The sequence below is a fragment of the Streptomyces roseus genome, assembly GCF_001044425.1.
Lineage (GTDB): Bacteria > Actinomycetota > Actinomycetes > Streptomycetales > Streptomycetaceae > Streptomyces > Streptomyces roseus.
This window is the reverse complement of sequence record NZ_LFML01000149.1, coordinates 185,851-209,487: the sequence shown is the minus strand read 5'-3', so window position 1 is coordinate 209,487 and position 23,637 is coordinate 185,851. Positions and strand designations below refer to the sequence as shown.

The 23,637-nt window shown below is 72.9% G+C and carries 25 protein-coding genes; 9 read left to right on the top strand and 16 right to left on the bottom strand.

What is annotated here, in order from left to right:
• Positions 1-83 precede the first annotated feature (83 nt).
• A complete protein-coding gene (locus ACS04_RS31140; RefSeq protein ID WP_158977709.1) occupies positions 84-836 on the bottom strand; it encodes a midas domain-containing protein in 753 nt (250 codons plus the stop codon).
• Positions 837-1,202: 366 nt separating this feature from the next.
• On the opposite strand from ACS04_RS31140, the gene ACS04_RS31135 reads away from it, so the two are divergent.
• Entirely contained in the window at positions 1,203-1,835 is a 633-nt protein-coding gene (locus ACS04_RS31135) for a hypothetical protein (RefSeq protein ID WP_048480150.1), read from the top strand.
• 43 nt (positions 1,836-1,878) lie between these two features.
• Here ACS04_RS31135 and ACS04_RS31130 read toward each other — a convergent pair whose 3' ends face one another.
• The 3 genes from ACS04_RS31130 to ACS04_RS31120 form a co-directional block, all read right to left on the bottom strand.
• A complete protein-coding gene (locus ACS04_RS31130) occupies positions 1,879-3,144 on the bottom strand; it encodes an FAD-dependent monooxygenase (protein WP_048480149.1) in 1,266 nt (421 codons plus the stop codon).
• A gap of 201 nt (positions 3,145-3,345) precedes the next feature.
• Positions 3,346-4,122 (bottom strand): AAA family ATPase, encoded by a 777-nt coding sequence (locus tag ACS04_RS31125; RefSeq protein ID WP_063839331.1) that lies wholly within the window; start codon positions 4,120-4,122, stop codon positions 3,346-3,348.
• 62 nt (positions 4,123-4,184) lie between these two features.
• Complete coding sequence (locus ACS04_RS31120; RefSeq protein ID WP_048480148.1) at positions 4,185-4,583, bottom strand: hypothetical protein; 399 nt, start codon at positions 4,581-4,583, stop codon at positions 4,185-4,187.
• A 390-nt stretch (positions 4,584-4,973) separates the two neighbouring features.
• On the opposite strand from ACS04_RS31120, the gene ACS04_RS31115 reads away from it, so the two are divergent.
• Positions 4,974-5,708, top strand: coding sequence for a GbsR/MarR family transcriptional regulator (locus ACS04_RS31115; RefSeq protein ID WP_048480193.1), 735 nt, complete (start codon positions 4,974-4,976; stop codon positions 5,706-5,708).
• Between the two features lie 40 nt (positions 5,709-5,748).
• Here ACS04_RS31115 and ACS04_RS31110 read toward each other — a convergent pair whose 3' ends face one another.
• From ACS04_RS31110 to ACS04_RS31085, 6 genes are all read right to left on the bottom strand, one after another.
• Positions 5,749-6,555 (bottom strand): alpha/beta fold hydrolase, encoded by an 807-nt coding sequence (locus ACS04_RS31110; protein WP_048480147.1) that lies wholly within the window; start codon positions 6,553-6,555, stop codon positions 5,749-5,751.
• A 41-nt stretch (positions 6,556-6,596) separates the two neighbouring features.
• Positions 6,597-7,268, bottom strand: a complete 672-nt coding sequence (locus tag ACS04_RS31105; RefSeq protein ID WP_048480146.1) for a DUF4097 family beta strand repeat-containing protein — start codon at positions 7,266-7,268, stop codon at positions 6,597-6,599.
• A gap of 350 nt (positions 7,269-7,618) precedes the next feature.
• A complete protein-coding gene (locus ACS04_RS31100) occupies positions 7,619-8,428 on the bottom strand; it encodes a thioesterase II family protein (RefSeq protein ID WP_048480145.1) in 810 nt (269 codons plus the stop codon).
• Positions 8,428-8,802, bottom strand: coding sequence for a VOC family protein (locus ACS04_RS31095; RefSeq protein WP_048480144.1), 375 nt, complete (start codon positions 8,800-8,802; stop codon positions 8,428-8,430). Before ACS04_RS31095 ends, ACS04_RS31100 begins: the two co-directional genes overlap by 1 nt.
• 119 nt (positions 8,803-8,921) lie before the next feature.
• Positions 8,922-9,392, bottom strand: coding sequence for a carboxymuconolactone decarboxylase family protein (locus ACS04_RS31090; protein ID WP_078865535.1), 471 nt, complete (start codon positions 9,390-9,392; stop codon positions 8,922-8,924).
• Positions 9,389-10,060, bottom strand: a complete 672-nt coding sequence (locus ACS04_RS31085) for a class II aldolase/adducin family protein (RefSeq protein ID WP_048480143.1) — start codon at positions 10,058-10,060, stop codon at positions 9,389-9,391. The genes ACS04_RS31090 and ACS04_RS31085 overlap by 4 nt, the downstream gene beginning before the upstream one ends.
• Before the next feature lie 134 nt (positions 10,061-10,194).
• Between ACS04_RS31085 and ACS04_RS31080 the strand changes: the two genes are divergently transcribed.
• The 5 genes from ACS04_RS31080 (at position 10,195) to ACS04_RS31060 (ending at position 15,957) form a co-directional block, all read left to right on the top strand.
• Positions 10,195-10,578 carry a MerR family transcriptional regulator gene (locus tag ACS04_RS31080; protein ID WP_048480142.1) on the top strand — a complete coding sequence of 128 codons (384 nt, stop codon included), beginning with the start codon at positions 10,195-10,197 and terminating at the stop codon, positions 10,576-10,578.
• 67 nt (positions 10,579-10,645) lie between these two features.
• Entirely contained in the window at positions 10,646-11,386 is a 741-nt protein-coding gene (locus ACS04_RS31075; protein WP_048480141.1) for an SAM-dependent methyltransferase, read from the top strand.
• Positions 11,387-11,495: 109 nt separating this feature from the next.
• Positions 11,496-12,755 carry an FAD-dependent oxidoreductase gene (locus ACS04_RS31070; RefSeq protein ID WP_048480191.1) on the top strand — a complete coding sequence of 420 codons (1,260 nt, stop codon included), beginning with the start codon at positions 11,496-11,498 and terminating at the stop codon, positions 12,753-12,755.
• Positions 12,752-13,975, top strand: a complete 1,224-nt coding sequence (locus ACS04_RS31065) for a cytochrome P450 family protein (RefSeq protein WP_048480140.1) — start codon at positions 12,752-12,754, stop codon at positions 13,973-13,975. Before ACS04_RS31070 ends, ACS04_RS31065 begins: the two co-directional genes overlap by 4 nt.
• A gap of 110 nt (positions 13,976-14,085) precedes the next feature.
• Positions 14,086-15,957, top strand: coding sequence for an ABC transporter ATP-binding protein (locus tag ACS04_RS31060; RefSeq protein WP_048480190.1), 1,872 nt, complete (start codon positions 14,086-14,088; stop codon positions 15,955-15,957).
• Here the strand turns inward: ACS04_RS31060 and dacB are convergent.
• From dacB to ACS04_RS40195, 3 genes are all read right to left on the bottom strand, one after another.
• Complete coding sequence (dacB, locus tag ACS04_RS31055; RefSeq protein ID WP_048480139.1) at positions 15,936-17,555, bottom strand: D-alanyl-D-alanine carboxypeptidase/D-alanyl-D-alanine endopeptidase; 1,620 nt, start codon at positions 17,553-17,555, stop codon at positions 15,936-15,938. The two genes, ACS04_RS31060 and dacB, sit on opposite strands and share 22 nt — an antisense overlap.
• A 185-nt stretch (positions 17,556-17,740) precedes the next feature.
• Positions 17,741-18,853, bottom strand: coding sequence for an SGNH/GDSL hydrolase family protein (locus ACS04_RS31050; RefSeq protein ID WP_245236633.1), 1,113 nt, complete (start codon positions 18,851-18,853; stop codon positions 17,741-17,743).
• A 426-nt stretch (positions 18,854-19,279) separates the two neighbouring features.
• Complete coding sequence (locus tag ACS04_RS40195; protein ID WP_280921041.1) at positions 19,280-19,405, bottom strand: hypothetical protein; 126 nt, start codon at positions 19,403-19,405, stop codon at positions 19,280-19,282.
• Between ACS04_RS40195 and ACS04_RS36980 the strand changes: the two genes are divergently transcribed.
• Positions 19,357-20,655, top strand: coding sequence for an NsdA family TPR-like regulatory protein (locus tag ACS04_RS36980; protein ID WP_078865543.1), 1,299 nt, complete (start codon positions 19,357-19,359; stop codon positions 20,653-20,655). The two genes, ACS04_RS40195 and ACS04_RS36980, sit on opposite strands and share 49 nt — an antisense overlap.
• Here the strand turns inward: ACS04_RS36980 and ACS04_RS31040 are convergent.
• Both ACS04_RS31040 and ACS04_RS31035 read right to left on the bottom strand, forming a co-directional pair.
• A complete protein-coding gene (locus ACS04_RS31040; RefSeq protein WP_048480187.1) occupies positions 20,636-21,301 on the bottom strand; it encodes an HAD family hydrolase in 666 nt (221 codons plus the stop codon). The genes ACS04_RS36980 and ACS04_RS31040 overlap by 20 nt on opposite strands.
• Positions 21,302-21,380: 79 nt before the next feature.
• Entirely contained in the window at positions 21,381-22,418 is a 1,038-nt protein-coding gene (locus tag ACS04_RS31035) for an alpha/beta hydrolase (RefSeq protein WP_245236631.1), read from the bottom strand.
• A 143-nt stretch (positions 22,419-22,561) separates the two neighbouring features.
• On the opposite strand from ACS04_RS31035, the gene ACS04_RS31030 reads away from it, so the two are divergent.
• On the top strand, positions 22,562-23,023 hold the full coding sequence (locus ACS04_RS31030; protein ID WP_048480137.1) for a hypothetical protein: 462 nt from the start codon (positions 22,562-22,564) through the stop codon (positions 23,021-23,023).
• Positions 23,024-23,151: 128 nt separating this feature from the next.
• Here the strand turns inward: ACS04_RS31030 and ACS04_RS31025 are convergent, their stop codons facing one another.
• Positions 23,152-23,544: a hypothetical protein gene (locus ACS04_RS31025; RefSeq protein WP_048480136.1), complete on the bottom strand. Its 393-nt coding sequence runs from the start codon at positions 23,542-23,544 to the stop codon at positions 23,152-23,154.
• Between the last annotated feature and the right edge of the window lie 93 nt (positions 23,545-23,637).

Genomic DNA, 23,637 nt, shown 5'->3' with positions numbered 1-23,637 from the left:
GTGGTTGCCCCGGGCGGTTGCCGTGTCGGTCTTCCCGTCGCCCCAGTCGATGACGATGTCGAGCGTGAAGTCGGCGCTCGTGATCAGGCCGGGGCGTCCGGGTCCTTCAGGGCCACGAACTGGCTGGTGCGCTCCGCGTCGGCCTCGTCGGCCTCGTCGGCCTCGTCGTCCCGGGCCCAGGACGGCACCGGCCGGTCCTCCGGGCCCGCGTCGTCGTCGGAACCGCCCTCGGGGGACTTGTCGGCCGCGTCGGCGTTCTCCTCGGGCGCCTCGGCAATCTCTTCGGCCGCCTCGCCGTCCTCCTCGGCCGCGTCGGTCGCCTCGGCATCCTGCTCGGGCGCGACTGCGTCCCGGCCGTCGGCGTCGGTATCGGCGCCGGATGCGGGTGCGTCCCCACGCGTGGCCGCGGTCTCGGGTTCGGGTGCGGCCCCGCCGGTCACCGCTGCGTCAGGTTCGGTTGCGGCTGCGCCCGGGGCTTCCGCGTCCTGCCGTGCTTCGGCCTCGCGCGCGCTCTCGTGAGCTTCGGAGTCGTCCTCGGAGTCCTCCTCGGCCTCCACTGCCTCCGGTGCGTGCCCGGCCTCCGTCTTCGCCGCCGGTTCCGCGTCCGGTTCCGGTTCGGCGGGGGCGCCCTCGTCGGAGCCGCCTTCCACGGCGTCGTCGGCCGCCGCCTCGGGCTCGGCCTCCGCCGCGGGTTCGGCCCCGGTGTCCTCCGGCTCTGCCGGCACGTCCTCCTCGGGCACGGTCTCCCCGGTGCCGTCCGCCGCAGAGGCCGTGTCGGGCTCCGCGTCGGGCTCCGGCTCCTCCCCCGCCGCCGGCTCGGCCGGGGTTTCGGGCACCGGGTGTTCCGGGTGTTCCGGGGTGTTCGAGCCGCCGGCTTCGGGAGGCGTGCTCTGCGTTCCCGGGAGCTCGGTCCCCTCCGTCTCCGCAGACTTCGGAGTGTCCGGAGAACCGCCCGCCACCGCTACCGCCTTCATTCCTGCCCCGCCTTGCACTCACCCCCGGCCGACCCGGCCGGTTCTTGCCGATTCCGTCAAGCGGGGCCTCCGCAGAAGCCCCGCTGACCGGCTAGATGTACGAGGTTCCCCGTCCGTTCCCGGAACCCGATCCTGTGACAGTCCGGTCATACTCCGACCGCTCCGCGTCGACGCGGTTCCCCTTCCCCGCCTGAGCGCTGAACGCCGTCACCTCCGTAGGGTGCGGCCATGGACGACGACAGCAGCACTCCCGACCTCCTCGACGCGCACCCGGAGGTGCTCTGGAACGCGGCGGCGCTGCGGCTGTTCGAGGATCCGTACGTCTTCATGGCGACCGGTCCGCGCCGTCACGAGGACTGGGGCCGGGACGTGTTCGCCCTGATGCACCGACAGGTCCCCGATCCGCGGGGATGGCTGCGGATCGACGCGGACCGGCTCCGCCACGACGCCGGCCTCGTCCCGTCGGCCTACCCCTTCGCCCCGCCTCCCGCGGCAGAGGTCGTACACCGGGTCCACCGGCTGGAGCCGGACGCGGCGGTCGCCGCGCTCACCGTCATGGCCGAGGAGTGGATGAGCGAGCCGCGGCCCGTCCGCGACCGGCCGGACCTCGACGCGCTGACGGCGGACGCCCGGACCCTGCTCGCCCGCTACGGCCCCGACGCACGGTTCTGGACGAACGCCGCGGTCGCCGCCTCGGACCCGGCGCCGGACTTTGTCGCGGCGGGGCTCGCCGGGCACGCGGCCGACCAGTCGTTCCTGAGCGGCGTTTACTTCCGGGGCCTGGACCTGTTCGACGAGCTGGGCGTGATCGCCGTCTCCGCGGACGAGGTCGGGCTGTTCTGGTCCATCGGCGCGTACTGACCGCCCTCGGCGGGGACGGCGGCGATCGACCACGCCGCCTCTCCTACGGGGCCGGCACCTGGGTGGGGCGCAGGTGGCCCGCTCCACCGTAGGCGCGGGCGAAGGACTCGCCCTCCGGGCCCGCGGCCGCCAGGCGGGCGACCCGTTCGCGGCGCAGCCGCAGGCCGAAGGCGGACTGCGCCGCGTCCCCCGGCGGCAGGTGCAGCAGGTCCAGCAGCCGGTCGGAGAACTCCTGCGCCGTCCAGGCGGCCTGGTGGCGGCGCCGGTCGTATCCGGCCAGGGCATCCTCGCCGTCACCGCCGCCGCAACCGCCGCCACCGCCGCCACCGCCACCGCCACCGCCCTCACCATCGCGGTAGCGGTAGCGGCGCAGCAGGGTGTCCGCGAGGTCGGCGACATCGGCCACCGCCAGGTTGAGCCCCTTCGCCCCCGAAGGCGTCAGGACGTGCGCCGCGTCCCCGGCCAGCAGCAGCCGGCCGGCCCGCACGTGCTCGCGGACCCGGCCGCGCAGCCGCAGCATGCCGACCTCGGTCACCGCGCCCGGCTCGGGGTCTCCCGCCCCCAACTGCAGGCGCAGTGACAGCTGCTCGCGGATGCGCGCCTCGGTCCAGTCGGCGAGGTCCGCCTCCGGCGGCACCTGGAGGTAGAAGCGGGCCAGCCGGGGCGTGCGCGGCATCATGCCCGCGAAACCCGCCTCGTGGAGCGCGTACCGGATGCCGTCCACGGGACGGTCCACCTCGGCGAGTACGGTCAGCCAGTCGTACGGGTAGCGCCGCTCGACGGATCCGGCGGCGTCGGCGGGGAACGCCTGCGCGACCGTACTGCGCGGGCCGTCGCAGCCGACGACGTACTCGGCCTCCAGGACCTCGTCCGGGCAGCGGACGAGCGGGCGCGGTCCCGAGGTGTCCACTTCGAGGACGGGGCAGTCGAACCGGATCGCGCCGCCGCTGCGTTCGTACGAGGCGATCAGGTCGCGCACCAGGAACTGCTGCGGGTACACCCAGTGCCCGGCGCCGCCGGAGAGGTCCCCGTAGGGGACGCGTATCCGCTCCCCGAGGCAGACGAACTCGCACCAGTCGTGCCGGCCGCCCTCGGCCAGCAGCCGGTCGGCGAGCCCCTGTTCGCGCAGGTACTCGACGACCCGGTGTTCGATCAGGCCCGCCCGGGCCTGCTGCTCGACCTCGGACCGGCTGGAGCGCTCCCGCACCTCGACCGGGACGCCGGCCCGGTGCAGCACGTTGGCCAGGACCAGTCCGGCCGGTCCGGCGCCGACGACGGCCACCTGTACGCGGCGGCGGGGCGCGGTCACGACCGGGCCGCCGGGGCCAGGGGGGCGCGCAAGGTGGCGGCCGAGGCATCCGGGAGGGTCTCCGGGGACCGTGGGGAAGGTGGCGTGAGCGTGGGCATGGCACCTCGGGGCAGTGGGTGGGAGGACGTGAGCGCGATCCCGATTCTGGTACGCCGCCTCCGCCCCCCCGCAGGTGCCCCCTCTTTTCGATCATCCAACTCCCTACAGGGGGAGGGGCGATCGCTCCCTCTCGGCCGGTGGGCGCCGCTCCGCTTCTGCTCGCTCCGGCGCGGGGCCGAGCGGGGGCCCGGTGGCGGGGCGGGGCGCCGGGGGCGGGGCGAATGCGACGGCCGACAGCCGTTCGCGGGAGACGTGGTCGAGCAGGACCACCGAGGCCGCCTCGTGTACGGCGGCCGGGCCGTCTCGGCGGAGGCGTTCGAGGAGTCGGGCCAGGCCCTGCCGGTGGCGCGCGAACGCGCGGCGCGAGGCCCAGCGGGCCCGGGCCCGCTGGCCGGCCAGGGCCTCGGCGGCACCGACGTCCAGCAGGACGAGGTGCAGTTCACGGCCGCGGCGCCCCGCCGTCCGGGAGAGCCACCGCCGCATCCAGGTCCGGCTGCCGCAGTCGTGGACCAGCAGCGGGCCCCCGGAGCGGACTTGGGCGTACAGCCGCAGGAAGTGGCGGAGCCGCGCCCACGGGCGGTACACCGCGTACGGCAGCCACGCGGGCATCACCGCCTCGCAGGCGACGTGGGAGGCCCGGGGGTCGACGACGGGCGCGGCGACCGACCAGCGGCGGAGCAGGGTGCTCTTGCCGCTGCCGGGCAGGCCGGACACCACCACGACGGCGCCCGCCGGGTACGAAATCAGGACCGGTGCCCCGCGCAGCCCCCGCAGGTCCACCAACCCGTGCGGGGACATGACCCGTCCGGCCGGCGCCCCGGCCTGCGCACCGACGGGCTTCGGCCCGTCCCTCACGTCCACGGCGAACACGCCGGTCACCTCTCCCCGTGTGCACCCGACAGGGAGCAATCGCTGTGCCTCTCGCCCGCGTGAAGGGGCGCTCACGCCTCCCTGCGGCGGCGGCGGACGGCGAACACGATCGCCACGATGACAGCAATGACGAGCAGGACGACGAGTACGGTTCCGATGAGGGCGGCGGCGCCCAACTTCTTGAAGAAGCTCTTCTTCTTGCTCTTCTTGCTCTTCTTGTCCTTGCCCTTGTCCTTCTTCTTGTCGCTGTCGACGAGGGTGGCGGAGTCGGCGGCCGAGTGCCGGAGCCCGGCGGAGGGCGCTTGGGCCGGCGCACCCTGGGGCGCGAGCCGCACCGCGGCTGCCGAAGCGGTCTGGGCCTGGGCCTGGGTGTGGGTCCGGGTCTGAGCTTGGGCCGCGGCTTGCGGGCTCAGCAGCAGCCCGGCCAGCACGAGCACGGGTACGGCACGGGCGATCCAGCGACTGGTCACTTGCTTCTTCTCCTCTGACCCGTTGTTGCGTCCTCGATCATCGCAGGCCGGCCGACCGCCCTTTACGGCGGGCTTATATCCACCCGGCGCCGAGACGAGCATCCCGCCGCGCCACCCCGACGTCCATGCCGGCGCGGAAACCGGCGCCGGACGCCGGTGCGCCCCCGATGGTCCCGCCCACCGTTTCCGATCAAGGAAAAGCTACGTAGCGTTTACGGAATACACAACCACTTCGTTGCGCATGGATGATGTATTCCCAGTTCAAACCCCACACACGAGTGCAAGAGTTGCATCTCCAACGCAACGTCAGGTCTCGCGTTCGTTGCATTGCATGGGCGGTGAACGCTACGCTGGAGCCACCGAGGAACCGTGGCGAAGAAGGAGATCGTGATGCCCGGAGGCAGGCTCACCCAGCAGGAACGCCAGCAGATCGCCCTGGGGGTGGCCGACGGGCTCGCCTATGCGGAGATCGCCAGACGTCTCGAACGCCCCACCTCGACGGTCACGCGCGAGGTGATGCGCAACGGCGGCCCCACCGCCTACCGCGCCGACCTGGCCCACCGCGCCACCGAACGCCGCACCCACCGGCGCCGCAAGGCCGCCCCCCAGGGGCCGGGGACGTCCGGGCATACCCCGGGCCGCGACGCCGAGGCGGTGCGCGAGTACGAGGAGGTGTTCGCCACCGTCTTCATGCAATCGGGACTGCCGAGGATGACGGCGCGGGTCCTGGCCGGCCTCTACACCACCGACGCCGGCAGCCTCACGGCCTCCGAGCTCGCCGCCAACCTCCAGGTCAGCCCGGCGTCCATCTCCAAGGCGATCGCGTTCCTGGAGAGCCAGGGCCTCATCCGCCGCGAGCGCGACGAACGCCGCCGCGAGCGCTACGTCGTGGACGACGACGTCCTGTACCAGTCGACAATGGCCAGCGCCCGCGCCACCGCCCACCTCGGGGACATCGCCCGGCAGGGCGTCACCGTCCTGGGCCCCGACTCCCCGGCCGCCGCCCGCCTGGAGAACATCGCCCGTTTCGTCGACTTCATCTCCGAGAGCATCATGCGCGCCGCGGACCATGCCCGCGAGATCCTGCACACGAAGCCCGCGGCGCCCGCGGAGGACAAGGCCTGAGCGCAGGTGCCGACGCGGTCGGGGGACCTGCGCGAAGGCTTCAGCGGCCACCGCGTTCGAGGGCGGCGACCTCGCGCACGGATTCCGCGACGGCCCGGAAGTCCTTCTTCAGGATGGCTCCGTGGTTGCTCGCGACCTTCGCGCCGAGCCGGATGTTCGGGTTGCGCTCGAAGACCGGGTCGAGACCCGCGCGGATCTTCTCCTGCTCCTCGCCCTTGCTCCCGAACGAGGTGCCCGAGGCGAGCACGTACCGCACCGGGACGGTGATGCCGTCCAGGACGGGGCCCAGTTCGCGCTCGCGGGAGAGCCGGCCGAGCTCGATGTTGCTGTCCGCCTGTTCCCGCGCGGTCATCCGCGGGGTCAGGCCGGTCGGGCGCAGCAGCGGGGCGAACCAGCCGATCCGCCGGAACAGCTTCCGGATCCGCTGCTCCATCGCCTCGTCGAGCCAGTCGTACGGGGCCGCGCCGTCGACCAGCACCGCACCCATGGCGCGCTCCGGGTTGCGGCCGGCCCAGTGGGCGGCGACGACCGCCCCGTAGGACCAGCCCACCACCAGGGCCCGGTCCACGCCCCTGGCCGCGAGGACGGCGTCGACGTCGCGGACGGCGGCCTCGAAGGAGTAGTCGGCGGAGCGTCCGGACTTCTTGCCGCGAGCGCGCTCGTCGTACGTGATGTGCCGCCAGTCCGGGCCCAGTTCGCAGATGACCCGCCGCCAGTACCCCTGGGTGGCGAACTGGCCGTTGAGGTAGAGCACGGGGATGCCGGGACCGCCGGTGTCGGTGGCGGCCAGGGCGGTGTCGTCGACCGGCACCATGCCGGTCCATGCCGGGGTGCTGCTCTTCGCCATGACGGGTGCTCCTTCGGAGGTATGGCGGGGTGGTGTCGGGGTCAGAGGGTGCGGGCGGTGATGTCGCCGTAGGCGGTGGTGGCCCGGATGTTCAGGGCGGCGGTGGCGCCGTCCGCGTTGCCGAGCGAGTTGTGGATCCGGCCGTACGAGGTGCCGGCGTCCAGGGAGGCGGACACGCCGCGGGCGGCGCCGACCTCGATGTCGCCCGACCGGGTGAGCAGTACGACCGCGCCGCGCACGGCCTCCTTGATGCGCAGGTCGCCCTTCTGGGTGCTGATGTCGGCGGGGCCGCCAAGGCGGCCGATGGCCACGTCGCCGGCCTGGAGGACGATGCGGGCACCGGCGGCCTCGTCGATCTTGACGACGCCCTGTGCGCCTTCGAAGGCGATCTCGCCGAGCCGCCCGACCCCGCGGAACTCGACCGCGGCCGTCTTCGCCTCGACCCGGGAACCGGCGGGCAGTTGGACGGTCACCTCGACCGATCCGGAGGGGCCGAACATCCGGTGCTCGCCGGCCGGGGTCTCGATCCGCAGGACGCCGTCTGCGTAGGCGACCTCGACCTCCTCGGCCGCCTTGACGTCGCGGCTCTTCGAAGCGTCCGCGGGCCGGACCTCGACCACGGTGTCGGCCCGGTCGGCGGCGATCAGCTGCACGCGTCCCGCGGCGATGTCCAGGACGGCGGCGATGGGGGCGGTGGTGTCGAACTTCTGCATGATGGGCTCCTGTTGCTTGCGCCTGCTGTTTCCGATGAAGGAAAAGCTACGTAGCGTTCACAGATCACGCAACGACTTCGTTGCGAACAATTAACATAGATGCAGGTCAAGACCCGAATATCGTTGCAACGGTAATGGCTTTAACGCAACGTCAGCTATAACGTTCGTTGCATTGGATGGCGAGTGAACGCTATGGCCGGGCGGCACGATCGTCCGCGTCGTCCACGCCGGTGGCGGCGACGACCGGCCGTCGCCGGCGGCCCGCCCGTTCCGGGCGCAGCGGTACCGGGGCCCGCCCGCGGAGGCCAACAGGCGGGCCCCGTACGCCCCGCAGGGCGGGTCCGGTCACGTCACGGAGTCGGCGTGGCGGCCCCCGTTCCCAGGGCACCGGCCACCAGGGCCGTCAGCTGCTCCTCGCGCCCCTGCAGGTAGAAGTGGCCCCCGGGGAACACCCGCGTGCTGAACTCCGCCGTGGTCAGATCGCCCCAGCCGGCCAGCTCCCCGGGCGGGCAGCCGGCGTCCCGGTCTCCGCCGAACGCGGTGACCGGGACGTCCGTGCGTGCGGGCTCGCGGACCCCCTGGTAGCGGGTCAGCAGGCGGAAGTCGGCGCGCAGCGAGGGCAGCAGCAGCTCCCGCAGCTCGGGGATGTCGTACACCTCGGGCTGGGCGCCGCCCTGCCGACGGCTGTAGGCGATCAGCGACTCGTCGTCCAGTGCGGGCAGGTCCTCGCGGTCGCGGTGCGGGGCCGGGGCAGCCGAGACGAACAGGTGCACGGGGGCGGCGTGCGGAGCATGCCGGGCGAGCCGCAGGGTGGTCTCGTACGCGACGAGCGCGCCCATGCTGTGCCCGAAGACGACCGTGGGCAGCACGGGCAGTTCGGCGAGGGCAGCGGCGGCGGCGCCGGCGCTCTCCTCCATCGTCTCGCTGCACGGCTCGGACAGCCGGTCCTGGCGGCCGGGGTACTGGACGGCGAGCAGTTCGATCGCGGGCGGGAGGTGGCGGGCCCAGCTCTGGTAGGCGTTCGCGGCGCCGCCCGCGTGCGGCAGGCAGACGATGCGGGCGCGGGCGGCCTGCGGGGCCGGGGTCCCGGGGACGGTGAGGCGCTTGAGCCACCGCGGTCCCCCCGCGGCGCCGCCCCCCGCCGGAGTGGCGTTCCCCATCAGCCGAGCTCTCCGCGCTCCACGCAGAACTCGTTGCCCTCGGGGTCGGCGAGGACGACCCAGCCGCTGCCGTCGGGGCGGGTCCGATCGGCGATCAGGCGGGCGCCGAGGGCCTGCAGGCGGGCCACTTCGTCCTCGCGGGTGCGGCCGTGCGGCTTGAGGTCGAGGTGGATGCGGTTCTTGGCCTCCTTGCCCTCGGGGACCCGTACGAACAGCAGGGTGGGACCGCCCTGCGGGTCTTCGATGACCGCCTCCGGGTCACCCGGCTTGTCGTCGTCGGCCAGGGGGCGGCCCAGCAGGCCGCTCCAGAACAGGCCCAGGTCGTAGGGGTCGCCGGTGCAGTCGAAGGTGATCGTGCGAATGGTCGGGTACATCGTGCTCTCCGTGGGGCTCGGGGCGGGTAGGGCGTCCGGCCCAGCGCCGGACGCTTCCAGGATGCCCCGGCCGGAATCCCGGCTCGATCTCGCCCCTTACCAGGCGCGGGAGTTGGCCCTCAACGCCGCTTGCCGGCTGCTGCCTCTGCCTTTGCTTCGGCTTCGGCTTCGGCTTCGGCTTCGGCTTCGGCTTCGGCCTCGGCCTCCACCAGTTCGACGATCGTCTCGATGCCGAGGGCGTACGCCGGGACCCCCGCCGTGATGAGCGCGGTCTCGGCCACGCCGATGAGGTCGGCGATGCCTGCTCCCGCGTGCAGCGCTCCCCGGGCGTGGATCCGCGCCGGGTCGGCCCGGCCGAGGGCCAGGAGCTGCCCGAAGTGGACGAGTTGCTGTACGCGCCCGCCGAGCGCGTTGTCCGTCAGTACGACGTGCCTCAGCTCGGCGAGCGCCTCCTCCGTGTGCAGCCGGCCGTGGGCCAGGGCCAGGCCCAGGCGGGCCTCCACGCCCGGCGGGACGGACCCGAGCGTGGCGCGGTGCCGGTCGCGTACGGCCTCGGCGCGCCGGGCGGGGTCCTGCCCCGTGCTCGTCACGACGCCACCCGCGCGATCGACGCCCGTACGCTCTCCAGCGCGCCCGCGGGGAAGTCCACGGCCCCGCCGATCGCGGCGGCGGCCAGCTCCGCCTCGGCGCCCTCCTCGATGGCCACCACGAGGTGGGCGGTGTCCGCCGGGTCCGAGCCGAACACCAGCAGGCCGTGGTTGGCCAGCAGCACCGCGGCGGTCGTGGGGCTGTGCGTCAGGGCGTCGACGACTCCCCGTACCGATACGTCCGAACCGCGCGGCCCCCACGGCACCACCGGCACGTCCTCGGCCTGGCCGAAGCGCAGCATGGGCTCGGTACGGCAGGGCAGGGGCCGGTGGGCCACGGCGAAGGCCGTCGCGGACGGCGAGTGGGTGTGGATGACCGAGCCGACCCGCGGGCGGGCGCGGTAGACGGCGCCGTGCATGGCGATGATCTCCATGCTGACGGAGCGCAGTTCCCCTTCGAGGACCTGCCCGTCGAGACTCACCGTCGCCAGGTCCTCGGGGCGCAGACCGCGGACGAAGCCCGGGGTCAGCATGAAGCGCTCGGCATCGAGCCGGACGCTGAGGTTGGCGTGGCCGGAGTGCGACATCACCCCGGCCTCGAAGAGGCGCCGGGAGGCCTCCACCAGCTGGTGGGCCTCGTCCCGCACCTCACGTCGTACGTCTGTGGTCATGGTTGTCCCGTCTCCCGATGCCGTGGTCGGCGGCCCCTGATGGGCCTTCGTCCCGTACGCGGCCCACTCTTCAACTTGAACTAAGGTTCAAGTCAAACGTCGGCGAGGAATGAAGGAGGCGGCCGACCGTGCGCATGACCATCGGGCAACTCGCCGGGGCCACCGGGGTTCCCGCTTCGGCCATCCGGTACTGGGAGCGCCACGGGCTGCTCCCGCAGCCCGAGCGGCAGAGCGGGCAGCGGCGCTATCCCGCGGGCGCCGCGGAGCGGATCGCGCTGCTGCGCAAGTGCCAGCAGGCGGGCCTGACCCTCGCCGAGATCCGCGAGCTGCAACAGGACCTGCCGCGCCGGCAGGCGATGATCCGTACGAAGGTCGCCGAGATCGAGCAGCGCCTGATCGACCTCGACCACGCCCACCAGCTGCTGACCCACGCCCTCCGGTGCAGCAGGACGGACATCGTCGGCTGCCCGACCTTCCGGGAGCAGATGGCCTCGTGGCGGGCGCCCGCCTCCCCCTGACGGCTGCGGCGAAGGCCCCTTGAAATCGAAGTGCGCGCCGAACGTTTCGTTGAGAGGCTGCCCCCCAATGAACCGTGAACAGATTTCCGAAATCGCCCACAGCAACCACCCGATCAAGGCTCCGCTCGACGACGAGTCCGTACGCCGCCTGCTGGACCGCGCGCTCCCGCGCGGCGACGAGCGCGTCCTCGACCTCGGGTGCGGCAGCGGAGAGTGGCTGCTGAGGGCACTGGCCGCCGAGCCGCTCGTACGCGCCGAGGGCGTGGACATCTCCCCGGAGGGCCTGGCACTGGCCGGGAAGGCGGCGCGCGAGCGCGGCGTCGAAGAGCGCCTGACCCTGCACCGGACCGAGGCCGCGGCCTTCACCTCCCCGCACCCCTTCGACCTGGTCCTCAGCGTCGGGTCCACGCACGCCTTCGGCGGGCTGCTCCCCACCCTGGCGGCGGCCCGCGCACACCTGGCCCCGGGCGGCCGCGTGATCATCGGCGACGGGTTCTGGGAGCGCACGCCGTCCCCGGAAGCCGTCGACATGCTCGGCGAGTTCGCCGACCTGGCGACCACCGTGGACCGGATCGCCGCCGACGGCTGGACCCCCGTCGAGGGGCACGTCAGCTCGCGCGCCGAACTGGACGCGTACGAGTGGTCCAACTGGGGGTCGCTGGCGTCGTGGGCCCTGGACCACCCCGACGATCCGGACAGTTCCCAGGTGCTCGCCACGGCGGGCACGCGCCGCTCCGAGTGGCTGCGCACGTACCGGGAGACCTGGGGTTTCGTCACCCTCGTCCTGCGCCGGACGCCCGGCCGGTAGTACCGCGGTCCTCCCGCGCGGCGCGTCTTAGCCGTTGACGTCCCGGGCGCCGCGGGTGCGGTATACGTCCTGAGGGGCTCATCCGTAGCCCGCGAAGGGAGTGGTGGCCGTGGAGCGTACGGCCTGCTGTGTGGTGGGAGGCGGGCCCGCCGGAATGGTGCTGGCCCTGCTGCTGGCCCGGGCCGGGGTGGAGGTCACCGTGCTGGAGAAGCACGGTGACTTCCTGCGCGATTTCCGCGGCGACACCGTGCACCCCTCGACCCTGTCGCTGCTGGACGACATCGGCCTCGCCGAGCGGTTCGCCCGACTGCCGCAGCGGCGGGTGACCTCGGTGCAGCTGCCCATCGGGCCCGACCGTTCGCTCATCACGGTCGGGAACATCGCGGCGCTGCACGGCAAGTACAACTACATCGCGATGGTGCCGCAGTGGGACCTGCTCGACCTGCTCGCCGACGAGGCGGCCAAGGAGCCCTCCTTCCGCCTGCGCATGAACACCGAGGCCACCTCCTTCCTGATGGAACGCGGCCGGGTCGCGGGCGTGAAGTACCGCACCGCGGACGGCGCCACCGGTGAGCTCAGGGCCGCCCTGACCGTCGCCTGCGACGGCCGCGGCTCCCTCGCCCGGGTGCTGCCCGAGCTGGGGCTGCAGGAGTTCCCGTGCCCGATGGACGCCTGGTGGTTCCGGCTGCCGCGCCACGAGAGCGACCCGAGCGGGCTCGTGGGGGGCCTGGGCGAACGGTTCTTCAGCGCGCTCATCGACCGCGGGGACTACTGGCAGTGCGCGGGACTCATCCCCAAGGGGACCGACGCCGAGCGCCGCGCGGAGGGCCTGGACCGGTTCATGGCCCAGTTCACGGACGCCGTCCCGTGGCTGGCCGACCGGGCGCACTCCGTCACCTCCTGGGACGAGGTCAAACTGCTCGACGTCCGGCTGGACCGGCTGCGCCGCTGGCACCGGCCGGGGCTGCTGTGCATCGGCGACGCCGCCCACGCCATGTCGCCGGTCTTCGGCATCGGCATCAACCTGGCCGTGCAGGACGCGGTGGCCGCCGCCCGCCACCTGGTGCGCCCGCTGCGCGAGGGGACGGTGGGGCTGCACGACGTACGCCGCGTCCAGCTCCGCCGCATGCCCACGACGGTGGCCACCCAGGGCATGCAACGCCTGGCACACGCCCAGGTGATCGGGCCGCTGATGGCCGGCGAGGCCCCGTTCGGCCATCCCCGGCGGACGAAGCGGCTGACCGAGCTCGTCACCGACTCGCGGTGGCTGAACCGGGTCCCGGCCTACTTCATCGGGTACGGGGCGCTGCGCGAGCGGCCGCCGGCGGAGTCGCTGCGCGGCGCCGCCGCGGTGCGGGAGGTGTCGTGAGCGAGGCGCCGACCCCTCTCCCGTACGGCGATCCGGCCTTCCTCGCGGACCCGTTCCCGCTGTACCGGCGGCTGCGCGAGGACGGCCCGGTGCGCCGGGTCGTCATCGCGGGCGCCTTGGAGGCCTGGCTGGTCACCCGCTACGAGGAGGGACTCGCGGCCCTGTCCGACGCCCGCCTCAGCAGCGACGTACGGGACGCCGCGGACACCCGGCTCCTGGAGCAGCTGCCGGGCACGGAGCGCGAGTCGATGCTCGGCAACATGCTGCGCAGCGATCCCCCCGACCACACGCGGCTGCGCCGGCTGGTCTCCAAGGCGTTCACCGCCCGCCGGGTGGCCGAGATGCGGCCGCGCATCCAGGCGGTCACGGACCGGCTGCTGGACGCGGTCGTGGCGGCAGGGAGCGCCGACCTCGTCGCGGACCTCGCGCTGCCCCTGCCCGTTACGGTTATCAGCGAACTGCTCGGCGTACCGGTGGACGAGCGGCACGAGTTCCAGCGCTGGACCGACCGCATGCTCATGCGGGGTGCGCAGCCGCCGGACCCCGCCGTGGTGGACGAGGCCTGGCGGCACATGCGCGCGTACGTCGCCGGGCTCATCGGCGCCAAGCGGGCGGATCCCGGCGAGGACCTGCTCAGCGCCCTGGTCACCGCCCGGGACGAGGAGCAGCGGCTCTCCGAGGACGAGCTCGTCGCGATGGTGTTCCTGCTGCTGGCCGCCGGCTACGTCACCACCGTCAACCTGATCGGCGGCGGCATCGCCATGCTGCTGGCCCACCCCGGCCAGCTGGACCTGCTGCGCTCCGACCCCGCCCTGCTGCCGGGCGCGATCGAGGAGTTCCTGCGCTACGACGGCCCGGTCAGCCCCGGTATCGCCCGCTTCGCCCGGGAGGACCTGGAGATCGCGGGCGTACGCATCCCGCGCGGGGCGACGGTGCTGATCGGCTCGGCCGTCGCCGACCGGGACCCGGACCGGTTCCCGGACCCCGACCGCCTGGACATCACCCGGGCGGACAGCGCCCACCTGGCGTTCGGGCACGGGATCCACTACTGCCTGGGGGCTCCGCTGGCCCGCCTGGAGGGACAGATCGCCATCGGCACCGCCCTGCGGCGCCTGCCCGGCCTCGCCCTCGCGGTCCCGCCGACACGGATCCCCTGGCGTCCCGGCGGCCTGCGCGGGCCGCTGGCACTGCCGGTGACGTTCACGCCGGGCGGCGGGTAGCGGTCCGCTCGGTCCGGACGGTTGTCACCCACACGGAAAACGCTTGGACGGCGCACAGGCCGTCACGGGAGACTGCCGTTTCCGTAACCGAGCGATCACGTTGGGTGGCCATGGAAAAGTCCGCATCACGAGGAGGTCCGCCCGGAAGAGGGCCGGTGGTCCTCGCACTCCGCTACTACGGGCGGGAGTTGGCACGGCAGCGCCGGCTGACCGTTCCCGCCATGCTGCTGCCGGCCGTCGGCAACATCGGCATCAGCTACATCGCCCCGCTGGTCGTCGCCAAGCTGGTGGGCCGCATCGCCGACGACGCGGCCGGCGCGGGCACCGGCCTCGGCGCCACGCTCCCGTACGTCCTCGGGTTCGCGGCCGTCCTGCTGCTCTCCGAGGGCGCCTGGCGCCTGGGCCTGCACTGTCTGAACCGCGTCGACGCCCTCGGCATCGAGCGGCTGTACGTCACCGGCATGGACGAACTGTTCGCGAAGGACGCCGCGTTCTTCCACGACAACTTCGCCGGGTCGCTGACCAAGCGGGTGCTGAGCTTCGCCTCCCGCTTCGAGGAGTTCGTCGACGCGCTGACCTTCTCGGTCGTGGGACGGTTCGTACCGCTGCTGTTCGGGTCGGTGGTGCTGTGGCGCTACGAACCGCTGCTCGTCGTGGCGCTCCTGGTCATGATCGCGGTGACGGGGCTCTGCGTGTTCCCGCTCGTGCGGCGCCGCCAGGCGCTCGTCGACCGGCGCGAGGAGGCGATCGCGCGGGTGTCGGGGCACGTCTCCGACAGCCTGACGAACATGGACACGGTCCGCGCGTTCGCCGCGGAGGAGCGCGAGGCGGCCGAACACCGGTCCCGGGTCGCCCACTCGCGCGCGCTCACGCTGCGGTCCTGGGACTACGGCAACCTGCGCATCGACACCGTCGTCGCGCCGATGTCGGTGGTGACCAACGCGCTGGGCCTGCTGATCGCCGTCACGGTCGCCGGGGGTGGCGGCGGCGGGGGTGGGCACGGGGTGGAGGCGGTCGTGGTGGCGTTCACGTACTTCTCCAACGCCACCCGGATCATGTTCGAGTTCAACCAGATCTACCGCCGGCTGGAGAGCTCGATGACGGAGGCGGCGCAGTTCACGCAGCTGCTGCTGACGCCGCCGACCGTACTCGACCCGCCGTCCCCGGAGCCGGTGCCCGAGCCCGCGCGGGCCGGCGAGGTCTGCTTCGAGAAGGTGGACTTCGCCCACGCGGGCGCGGAGCCGCTCTTCGAGGGGCTGGATCTGGACGTGCCCGGCGGGGCGAAGATCGGGCTCGTGGGCCGCTCCGGCGGCGGCAAGACCACGCTCACCCGGCTGCTGCTGCGGATGACGGACATCGACGGGGGCCGGATCACGATCGGCGGCCGGGACATCAGCAGGCTGCGCCAGCGCGAGCTGCGCGGCCTGATGGCGTACGTGCCGCAGGACCCGGCGATGTTCCACCGCACCCTGCGGGAGAACATCGCGTTCGCCCGGCCCGGCGCGAGCGAGGCCGAGATCCGGCGCGCGGCGCGGGCCGCCCACGTCACGGAGTTCGCCGACGCGCTGCCCGACGGCCTCGACACGATGGTCGGCGAGCGCGGGGTCAAGCTCTCCGGCGGGCAGCGCCAGCGCGTGGCGCTGGCTCGGGCGATCCTGCGCGACGCGCCGATCCTGCTGCTGGACGAGGCGACCAGCGCCCTGGACTCCGAGAGCGAGGTCCTCGTACAGGAGGCGCTGTGGCGGCTCATGGAGGGGCGGACGGCCCTCGTCGTCGCGCACCGGCTCAGCACGGTGGCCCACATGGACCGGCTCGTCGTGCTCGACCGCGGCCGCATCGTCGAACAGGGCACGCACCACGAGCTCCTGGCCCGCGAGGGCACGTACGCGAAGCTGTGGCAGCACCAGTCGGGCGGATTCCTCGACGAAAGCCCCGCCCCGGCCTCGCCGCCCTCACCGCGTCAGGGGGACTCCTGGAGGTAGGCGGCGACCTGGGCGAGGTCGTTGGAGACGGCGAGGATGTCGGCCACGTCGGCGGTCGGGGTGGCGGCGCCGGTGACGCCCGCGTAGAAGGTGTCGAAGCGGCCGCCGCCCTTGTCGAGGTAGCCGGCGATGGTGATGCCCCCGACGGCGAGCCGGTTGTTGAGGGCGTCCCCGCCGACGACCGCGCCCGTCTTCGCGAACACCTTGCCGCGCGCCGGGCAGCTGCGGCAGTTCGCGGCCAGCAGGCCGTCGACGCCGAGGACGGGCAGGGCCTCCCGGAAGAGCCGCGCGTCCCGGGTGCGCTGCCAGTACGCCAGCATCTGGACCATCGCCTGGGGCGTGGACCGGTCGTTGGGGTTGCCGCCCCGGCCGTCCAAGAGCTCCACCTGTTTGCGGTCGACCCCGGCCCGGTCCAGGAAGGCGCCGAGCACCGGGAAGCCACCCTCGCACTGCTTGCCGCCGGCGCTGACGGCCATCAGGCAGATGCCGAGGTTGGCGCCGAGGTTGTGGCTGACCTTGAGGATGAGTTTGGCGTACTGCTCGTACGGGGGCGAGGTGTACGCGGCCACGCGCGGCCGGCCGTCGTAGTCGCGCGGCAGCCGGGCGGCGGGGTTGGGGCCGACCGGATCCGCAGAGACCCGTACGCCGACCCGGGCGAGGGCCTCGATCAGCGCGGTACGGCCGAACGCGGCCGGGTCCGTGACGGGCGCGGTGCGCAGCAGCGGCTTGGCGTCGGCGGCGATGGTGCCGGAGAGCCGGATCCGGGTGCCGCCGTCGGTGGTGGTCACGGTGATGTTCGTGGGCTTTCCGGCGGCGACGGTCTTGACCGCGGAGGTGACGGCGTACGGGGCGACCTTCGGCCGCCAGTCCAGGCGGGCGTCGGCGCCCGCGCGGTCCCCGGGGGTGGTGAGGAGGTCGATGAGGTTGTCGTTGACGATCAGGGGGGTGGGGGTGGGGTCGAGGCCCGGGTCGGGGGCGAAGAGGCGGCTGTCGACGATGACGTCGCCGTCGACGCGGGTGATGCCGGAGTCGCGGACCTGGCGGGCGAGCTGGTCGATGCCGGCGAGGGGGTTCTCGGGGGTGAGGGTCGCGCCGGGGAAGTCGTTGGCGTAGGTGTGGTCGAGGTCGGTGTAGGCGACGGTGCCGTCGGGGCGGGTGCGGCCGCCGAGGGTGAGGTCGCCCTGGGCGACGAGGTCGAGGTCGCCGGTCAGCGTGGCGCCGGTGCGCTGCCCCACGGCGTAGACGGGGGTGACGAAGCGGTGGTCGGTGCCGAGGGTGCGCCAGGTGCCGGAGACGGCAAAGAGCTTCGCGGTGGAGCCGGGGATGAAGAACTGCCCGGGGAAGAGGCTGTGCAGCACGCGCCCGTCGGCGGGTTCGGTCTCCAGGAGCCCCCACTGGGCGTGCCGGTACGCGGGCTTGCGCATGATCTCGGTGATGCGCGGGTCGAGCGCCGCCTGGGAGGGCGAGGGGGTCGGTTCCGGGGCGGGGGCGGGGGCCGCGCGGGCGCCCGTACCCGAGGCGAGTCCCACGAGCAGGAGTGCGGCGCAGGCGGCGGCCGCCCGGCGCCGCAGCGCGGCGGCGCGTATCGGTTGTCCCACAGCGCGCTCCGTTCGTCGCGGCTGTCATCTCCCGAGGCCTGCGATCAGCGTGTCACGCCCGCCGCGCCCCCGCACGTCACCCGGCTTCCGCCGCCTTGCCGGATGCGGTCCCGCCGATGCGGGTCCGCCGCGGCCGCGGACCCGGCCGCTGTCCGCCGACCGGGGCCGCGACTGTCAGGCCAGGGTCAGCGGTCGAGGAGGGCGATGCGGATGGCCCGCTCGACGTGGGCGGCGGTGTTGGCGTGGCCTTGGGCGTTGGGGTGGACGAGGGTGAGGCGCTTGTTGATGGGAGCGCAGTTCAGCAGGGTGCCGGGGAGCTTGGCGGGCCAGTAGTCCTCGGCGTCGCCGCAGATTCCCTCGACCCACTTGGTGCCGGCGGGCTGGCAGGCGTCGTGGCCCACGCTGGAGGAGTAGACGTCCACGTAACGGTCGCCGAAGAACGACGCGACCCGCTGGATCGTGCTGTTCAGCGACTTGAGGACGTCGTCACGGAGCCAGTCGATGTCGGTGTGCTTGATTCCGCCCAGCTCGGTGAGGGAGAGGCGGTTGCAGTCACTGCCCTCCTGCGGCAGGACGGCCGGATAGCCGACGGTGATCACCTTCGCGTTGGGGGCGGCCTCGTGCACCTTGGCCAGCATTTCGACGTACTCGTCCTGGACCCTGGCGAGCTTGTCCTGGATGCTCTCCTCCCCCTCGGGAGGACTGGTGTAGTGGTCGCGGCAGGACTTGCCTGGCGTCACACCCAGTTCGAGGCACTTGAGGAGCATGCCGCCGAACGGCAGGCTGTTGCCGCCGACGCCGATGGTGACGACGTCGGTCCCGTCGTTGAGCTTGGCCCGCTTGATCTGCGGGTCCACTGCGCGCCATCCTCCGGTGGGGGGCTGGACCGGGCTGATCGGTGTCTGCCCGGTGTTGGCGATGTCGGCGATGGTGGCGTTGCCGCAGCTGACGTTGGTCAGGTGGACGGGCTTGCCGGGCGGGAACTCGTCGAGCTCCCGGTCGACGACGTCGGGGTAGGCGTTGGTGGTGCGGTCGCAGCCGTCGCGCGAGGCATCACCGAGCGGGGGTTGCGGGACTCCGACGAACCCGCCGGCGGTGTACGAGTCACCCAGCGCGGCCCACTGGTACTGATCGGCCGCACCGGCGGAGCCCGAGGGCACGAGCGCGGACACCGCCAACGTGAGCCCGACGGCCAGGGCCCCCGTCCGCAGCCGGGAGGAAACGGGGTGCCGCGGGGCTCCCCCGGGACGGGCCGGCAGGGCGAGGGCTGCCAGTCGGCCGATGGACCTCAAACGCATCCGCATCTCCGTTCACGCACGGTAGTCATTCGACTACGGAACGAAGGTAGGCGAGGCCATGTCATCGCCCGGCGGCTGTGCCGGGTAAACCACCCGCGCGAAGTGTCCCGAGTCCCGGACCCCGGCGAATGCGCCGGTAGCCGACCTACGGCGGCGACGAGAGCTGCCACGAACGACCGACGCCGCCGGACCACACCGGGAAAGCCCGGTCTGGAGGACAGTCTCGTTCTGGAACACTCAGGAAGGCGCTTGGTCACCCGTGGGCCCGCAGCTCGGGGTGATGCCTCATGATCAGCACGTTCATGTCGCTGACACGGGAGCGGTCACGCACCACCTGAGCCTCGAAGCGCGCAGCGACGTGCTCGGCACACTCCTTGCACGAATCCGGCGGGACGGGCCAGCGCGGAAACTTGCTCTCCGTCTCCATCACACGGCCTCGATGTTGCCGACAGCCGTCGAGATTTCACGGCCGGACGGCCCCCGCACGTACGCCACGTCGACCCATCGCTCGTACGCCGGACTGCCCGAGACGTCTTCATGCTGGACGGCCATCAGCTCGCCTTCCATCCCGGACGCGATGTGCCCGACCCGTCGGAAATGCACGGTTCAAGGCGGCCCGCCAAGCCGCCGGGTACCGCACTCAGCAGGAACTCGTCGATGCCCTCGCTGCACGCGGAACCCACATCGGCCTGCGCCAGGCCCGCCGCTACGAGGCCGAGAACCCGCCCCTGCCCCAGCCCGAGGTGAGGCAGGCCCTCGTCGACGTCCTCGGGCGCCCCCTGGACGAGCTCGGGTTCAACGTGCCGCCCGGCACCGGGCCGCAGGCAGCGGCGAGCCTTATCGCGCCCGCCAACCGCGGCCCCGTACGAACCACCAGTGCGCCGCAGCCGGCCACCGCCGGAACCGATTTCTGCGCCGTCACCCGCGCGCACCGCCGGCTCTACTCGACCGTCACACCCGCGATACTGCACCCCGCCGTCGCGGCGCACGCGACCCTCGGCGGCCAACTCCTCGACGCGACCACAGGTCGCACCCGCCAGACACTTGCCGCTGCCCTCGCGGAGAGTTGGATGCTCGCGGGTCGCATCGAGTTCTTCGACCTCCGCGAACCCGATCGCGCCGGAGACACGTGGGTGCGCGCTCTTCAAGCCGCCGGGCAGGCGGACGACGCTCTGCTCGGCTCCGCGGTCCTCGCCCACATGGCATTCATCCCCGGATGGACCGGGCAGCGACCCGCTGCTACAGAGCGCATGGTCGCGGCCCGCACCTACGGCCGACGCGGACAAGCCGGTGGCCACTTCGTGGCATGGCTGGACGCGGTCGAGGCGGAGTGCGCCACCCGCAGCGGAGACACGCGAGCGGCCCTCGACCTGATCGCCCACGCGGAGAGCGTCGTCGAGGAAACCGACGGCCGACCCATGCCCGAGTGGATGGACTGGTTCAGTCCCATCCGACTTGCCGCCTTCAAAGGCAACGTGCAACTGACTGCCGGGCACCTGCCGCAGGCCCGCGAAACGCTCCTCCACGTGCTCGATGGACTCCCCCACGATGCCGACAAACAGCGCACGGTAATCCTCGGAGACCTCGGCGCGGTGGAAGCCGCCGCCGGACGCCCGCAGGACGCGGCCCAGTACGCCGTTCGCGCACTGGAGCTGCTGGAAACGCACTGGTACGCCACTGGCCTGGAGCGTGTCAGGGTAGTGCGGCGTGCGCTCGGCCCGTGGGAGCACGAGCAGTACGTACGCGACCTCGATGACCGGCTCTACGGCTGGGGTGCCGTGGTCAGCGCCCTTGCCTGTTGAACTCCGCGATCCTGGGCGACAGGTCGGCGAGGCTCTCGATGCGAAACGTCGGCAGCTCGCGGGCCTCGGGAGTGTCCCACTGGATCAAGGCCCACGGGCCCCTGCGAAGGAGCGCGGTGTGCATCCCCGCCTTCGCGCCGGGCCGGAGGTCATTGTCCACGCGGTCACCGACGTAGAGGATCTCGTCGTTGGCGAACGGTACGACGTCGGCGACCCGTTCGAAGAACTTCGGGTCGGGCTTGCTCGCGCCCCAGTCGTCTGACGTGCCGATCAGGTCGACGTCGTCACGGAAGAGCTTCCGCAGGATGCCACCCGCGCGAACCGTCTGGTTCCCGGCGATGCCCAGCCACAGACCGTCGGCGCGCAGTCTGGCCAGGGCCGGGCGGACATCCGGGTAGAGGTCGCTCTCGTCGAAGTGCTCCGGCTGGCCGGCGGCCGCACGGGCATCACGCTGCTCGGTCAGGTCGAAGCCGGGGCGGAACTCCTGGAAGACCTCGCGGTAGTCGCGACCCTGCGCCACGACCGCGCCGAAGACGGCCGCGAACGTGTGGCGGGGCACTCCGAGCCAGTCGGCCCACGTCCCGTACTCCCGGGTCTCGTCCACGAGGCATTCGCCGACATCGAACACCACAGCGCGAATCGTCATGTGGGGCAGCCTAGTCACGAGGGCGGACGCGCGAAACCGGCCGCGGAACCCCCGTCCGGCGCAGCCGGGTGCGGCGGCCCTACGGCCCGGGTGCCGGGGCCGGCGGTCGGGTCAGGAGGCGGGTGAGCCAGCGGGTGCGGGTTTCGCGGGCGGCGCGGGTGAGGGCCGCCTCGGGGGCCAGGCCGTCGAAGCCGTGGTACGCGCCGGGCCAGACGTGGAGTTCGGCCTGGCCGCCGGCCTGCCAGAGGGCGTTCGCGTACGCCACGTCCTCGTCGCGGTGGATCTCGGCCGAGCCGACCTCGATGAAGGCCGGCGGGAGTCCGGAGAGGTCCGTGGCGCGGGCGGGGGCCGCATAGGGCGGCAGGTCCGCGGCGCCGTGGCGCTCGCCCAGCAGGGCCTGCCAGGCGGTGGTGTCGGAGGTGAGGTCCCAGACGCCGAGGCCGGTCATCTGGCGGCCGGAGAAGGTGGTGCCGCGGTCGTCGAGCATGGGGCAGAGCAGCAGTTGGCCCAGGGGGACGGGGCCGCCGCGGTCGCGGGTGAGGAGGGCGAGGGCCGCGGCGAGGCCGCCGCCGGCGCTCTTGCCGCCGATGACGATGCGGTCGGGGTCGATGCCGAGCTCGGCCGCGTGGCCGGCCGCCCAGAGGAGGCCGGCGTAGCAGTCCTCCAGGGGTTCGGGGTAGCGCGCCCGCGGCGCGAGGCGGTACTCGACGGAGAGGACGGCCAGCTCCAGCGGGAGGGCCCATTCGCGGAGGATGCGCGGGAGCACGGACCAGGCGTTGCCCATGACCATGCCGCCGCCGTGCATGTAGTACAGGAGGGGCAGGGGCCGCCCCGCGAGCCCGCAGGGGCGTGCGCTGACGAGCGTGACGTCGGGGGCGCCCAGGGGCCCCGGGACGCGGAGCTCGGTGACCTCGAAACGGCCGCCGGCGCGGAGGTCCTCGGCCGTCGGGCGGGGCCGGGAGGCGGCGTCCCGCTCCTGCCGGGCGGCGAGGTTCTCCGGGGTGATCGGCGCCCGTGACTCCTCGTCCAAGGCGTCGAGGGCGACGGCCAGTTCGGGGTCGATGGGCGGTACGGGCATCCCCGACGGCGGCTGGTCCTCTTGTCCGGTGCGACCCATACGGCGTATCCCATCACACCGTCAGGCGGGCGCCGTCGCCCGGCACATGACAGCTGTCATACGGCACGTGTGACCCGGGGCTCTGCCCCGAGCCCCCCGCCCCGGCCAGACTGTGATCATCACACCGACCGCGGGGGAACGACATGAACATCCTGAAGACGAAGACCGAGAAGGCACCGGCCGAGGCGATCGACACCAGCACGACGGCACCGGCCGACTACCGGCTGCCGCTCTGGTTCTTCGGTTTCGAGGGCGTGCTCGCGGCCGCCTTCGACATCCTGAAGGCCTTTCCCTCGGCCTGGGCCGTCCTGCTGGTCCTGCTGGCCGTGAACATCACCGTCTCGCTGACGATGATGCGCAGCCGGATCAGGCTGGCGAAGGCGCTGTGGCGCGGCAAGGACACCCGCAAGATCGCCTTCGCGCTCATCGCCCTGCGGGTCGGCAGCCACTTCGCCCTGAACGCCGTGGGCCTGGCCGTGACCTCGACCCTGGGCCACGTGCTGTTCGCGGTGGTCATGAGCGCGATGACGATCGGGATGCTCGCCTACTCCCAGGAGACCGCCATCCGCGCCCTGACCCGCTCCGCGGCGGCGGCCCGCGCCTGAGGGCCCGCCCCGAGGGCCCGCGCCTGAGGGCCCGCCCCGAGGGCCCGCGCCTGAGGGCTCGCGCCTGAGGGCCCGCGCCTGGGGGCCCGCGCCTGAGAGGCCATGCCCGAGGGCCCGTGCCCGGGTGTCTAGCGGGCGCTGCCGATGGTGCGGTCGGCGGCGGAGCCCTCCAGCATCAGGGTGGTCTCCTCGATGCGCTGGAAACGGCCGTCGGGGGCGAGGTCCGCGAACACGTAGACCTCCATGCGCACGGTCGAACCGTCCTTCTTGACGATGTGGGCCGTGTGCCGGTCGGCGTACTTGCCGTCGTCGTACAGCTCCTCGTGCACCACGACGTGGCCGCCGGCCACCACTGCGCGCACGTGGGCGATGTGCTCGATGAACTCGGCGCGGTCGGCCCACTCCCCGTCCGTGCGCTGGCGGTACTCCGGGGTGAAGTGGCGGTCCGCGGCTTCCTCGACGGTGAGGTCGCGGTTGAAGATCAGGTCGTTGAGAGCGGCTTCGATACCGGTGCGGTTCATGGGAGTTCCCTACGGAGAGATGGAATGAAGGAGGAGAAGTGCGTGCGCTTCGCACGCTTCTCCCCGACTGTAACACCAACAGCGTGCGCCGCG

Bases quoted from the DNA above. Each gene is read 5' to 3' on its own strand.
- ACS04_RS31135 (WP_048480150.1), top strand. From the start codon at position 1,203: ATGGACGACGACAGCAGCACTCCCGACCTCCTCGACGCGCACCCGGAG.
- ACS04_RS31115 (WP_048480193.1), top strand. From the start codon at position 4,974: ATGCCCGGAGGCAGGCTCACCCAGCAGGAACGCCAGCAGATCGCCCTG.
- ACS04_RS31110 (WP_048480147.1), bottom strand. From the start codon at position 6,555: ATGGCGAAGAGCAGCACCCCGGCATGGACCGGCATGGTGCCGGTCGAC.
- ACS04_RS31105 (WP_048480146.1), bottom strand. From the start codon at position 7,268: ATGCAGAAGTTCGACACCACCGCCCCCATCGCCGCCGTCCTGGACATC.
- ACS04_RS31100 (WP_048480145.1), bottom strand. From the start codon at position 8,428: ATGGGGAACGCCACTCCGGCGGGGGGCGGCGCCGCGGGGGGACCGCGG.
- ACS04_RS31095 (WP_048480144.1), bottom strand. From the start codon at position 8,802: ATGTACCCGACCATTCGCACGATCACCTTCGACTGCACCGGCGACCCC.
- ACS04_RS31085 (WP_048480143.1), bottom strand. From the start codon at position 10,060: ATGACCACAGACGTACGACGTGAGGTGCGGGACGAGGCCCACCAGCTG.
- ACS04_RS31080 (WP_048480142.1), top strand. From the start codon at position 10,195: ATGACCATCGGGCAACTCGCCGGGGCCACCGGGGTTCCCGCTTCGGCC.
- ACS04_RS31075 (WP_048480141.1), top strand. From the start codon at position 10,646: ATGAACCGTGAACAGATTTCCGAAATCGCCCACAGCAACCACCCGATC.
- ACS04_RS31060 (WP_048480190.1), top strand. From the start codon at position 14,086: ATGGAAAAGTCCGCATCACGAGGAGGTCCGCCCGGAAGAGGGCCGGTG.
- ACS04_RS31050 (WP_245236633.1), bottom strand. From the start codon at position 18,853: ATGCGTTTGAGGTCCATCGGCCGACTGGCAGCCCTCGCCCTGCCGGCC.
- ACS04_RS40195 (WP_280921041.1), bottom strand. From the start codon at position 19,405: ATGGCCGTCCAGCATGAAGACGTCTCGGGCAGTCCGGCGTACGAGCGA.
- ACS04_RS31040 (WP_048480187.1), bottom strand. From the start codon at position 21,301: ATGACGATTCGCGCTGTGGTGTTCGATGTCGGCGAATGCCTCGTGGAC.
- ACS04_RS31035 (WP_245236631.1), bottom strand. From the start codon at position 22,418: ATGGGTCGCACCGGACAAGAGGACCAGCCGCCGTCGGGGATGCCCGTA.
- ACS04_RS31030 (WP_048480137.1), top strand. From the start codon at position 22,562: ATGAACATCCTGAAGACGAAGACCGAGAAGGCACCGGCCGAGGCGATC.
- ACS04_RS31025 (WP_048480136.1), bottom strand. From the start codon at position 23,544: ATGAACCGCACCGGTATCGAAGCCGCTCTCAACGACCTGATCTTCAAC.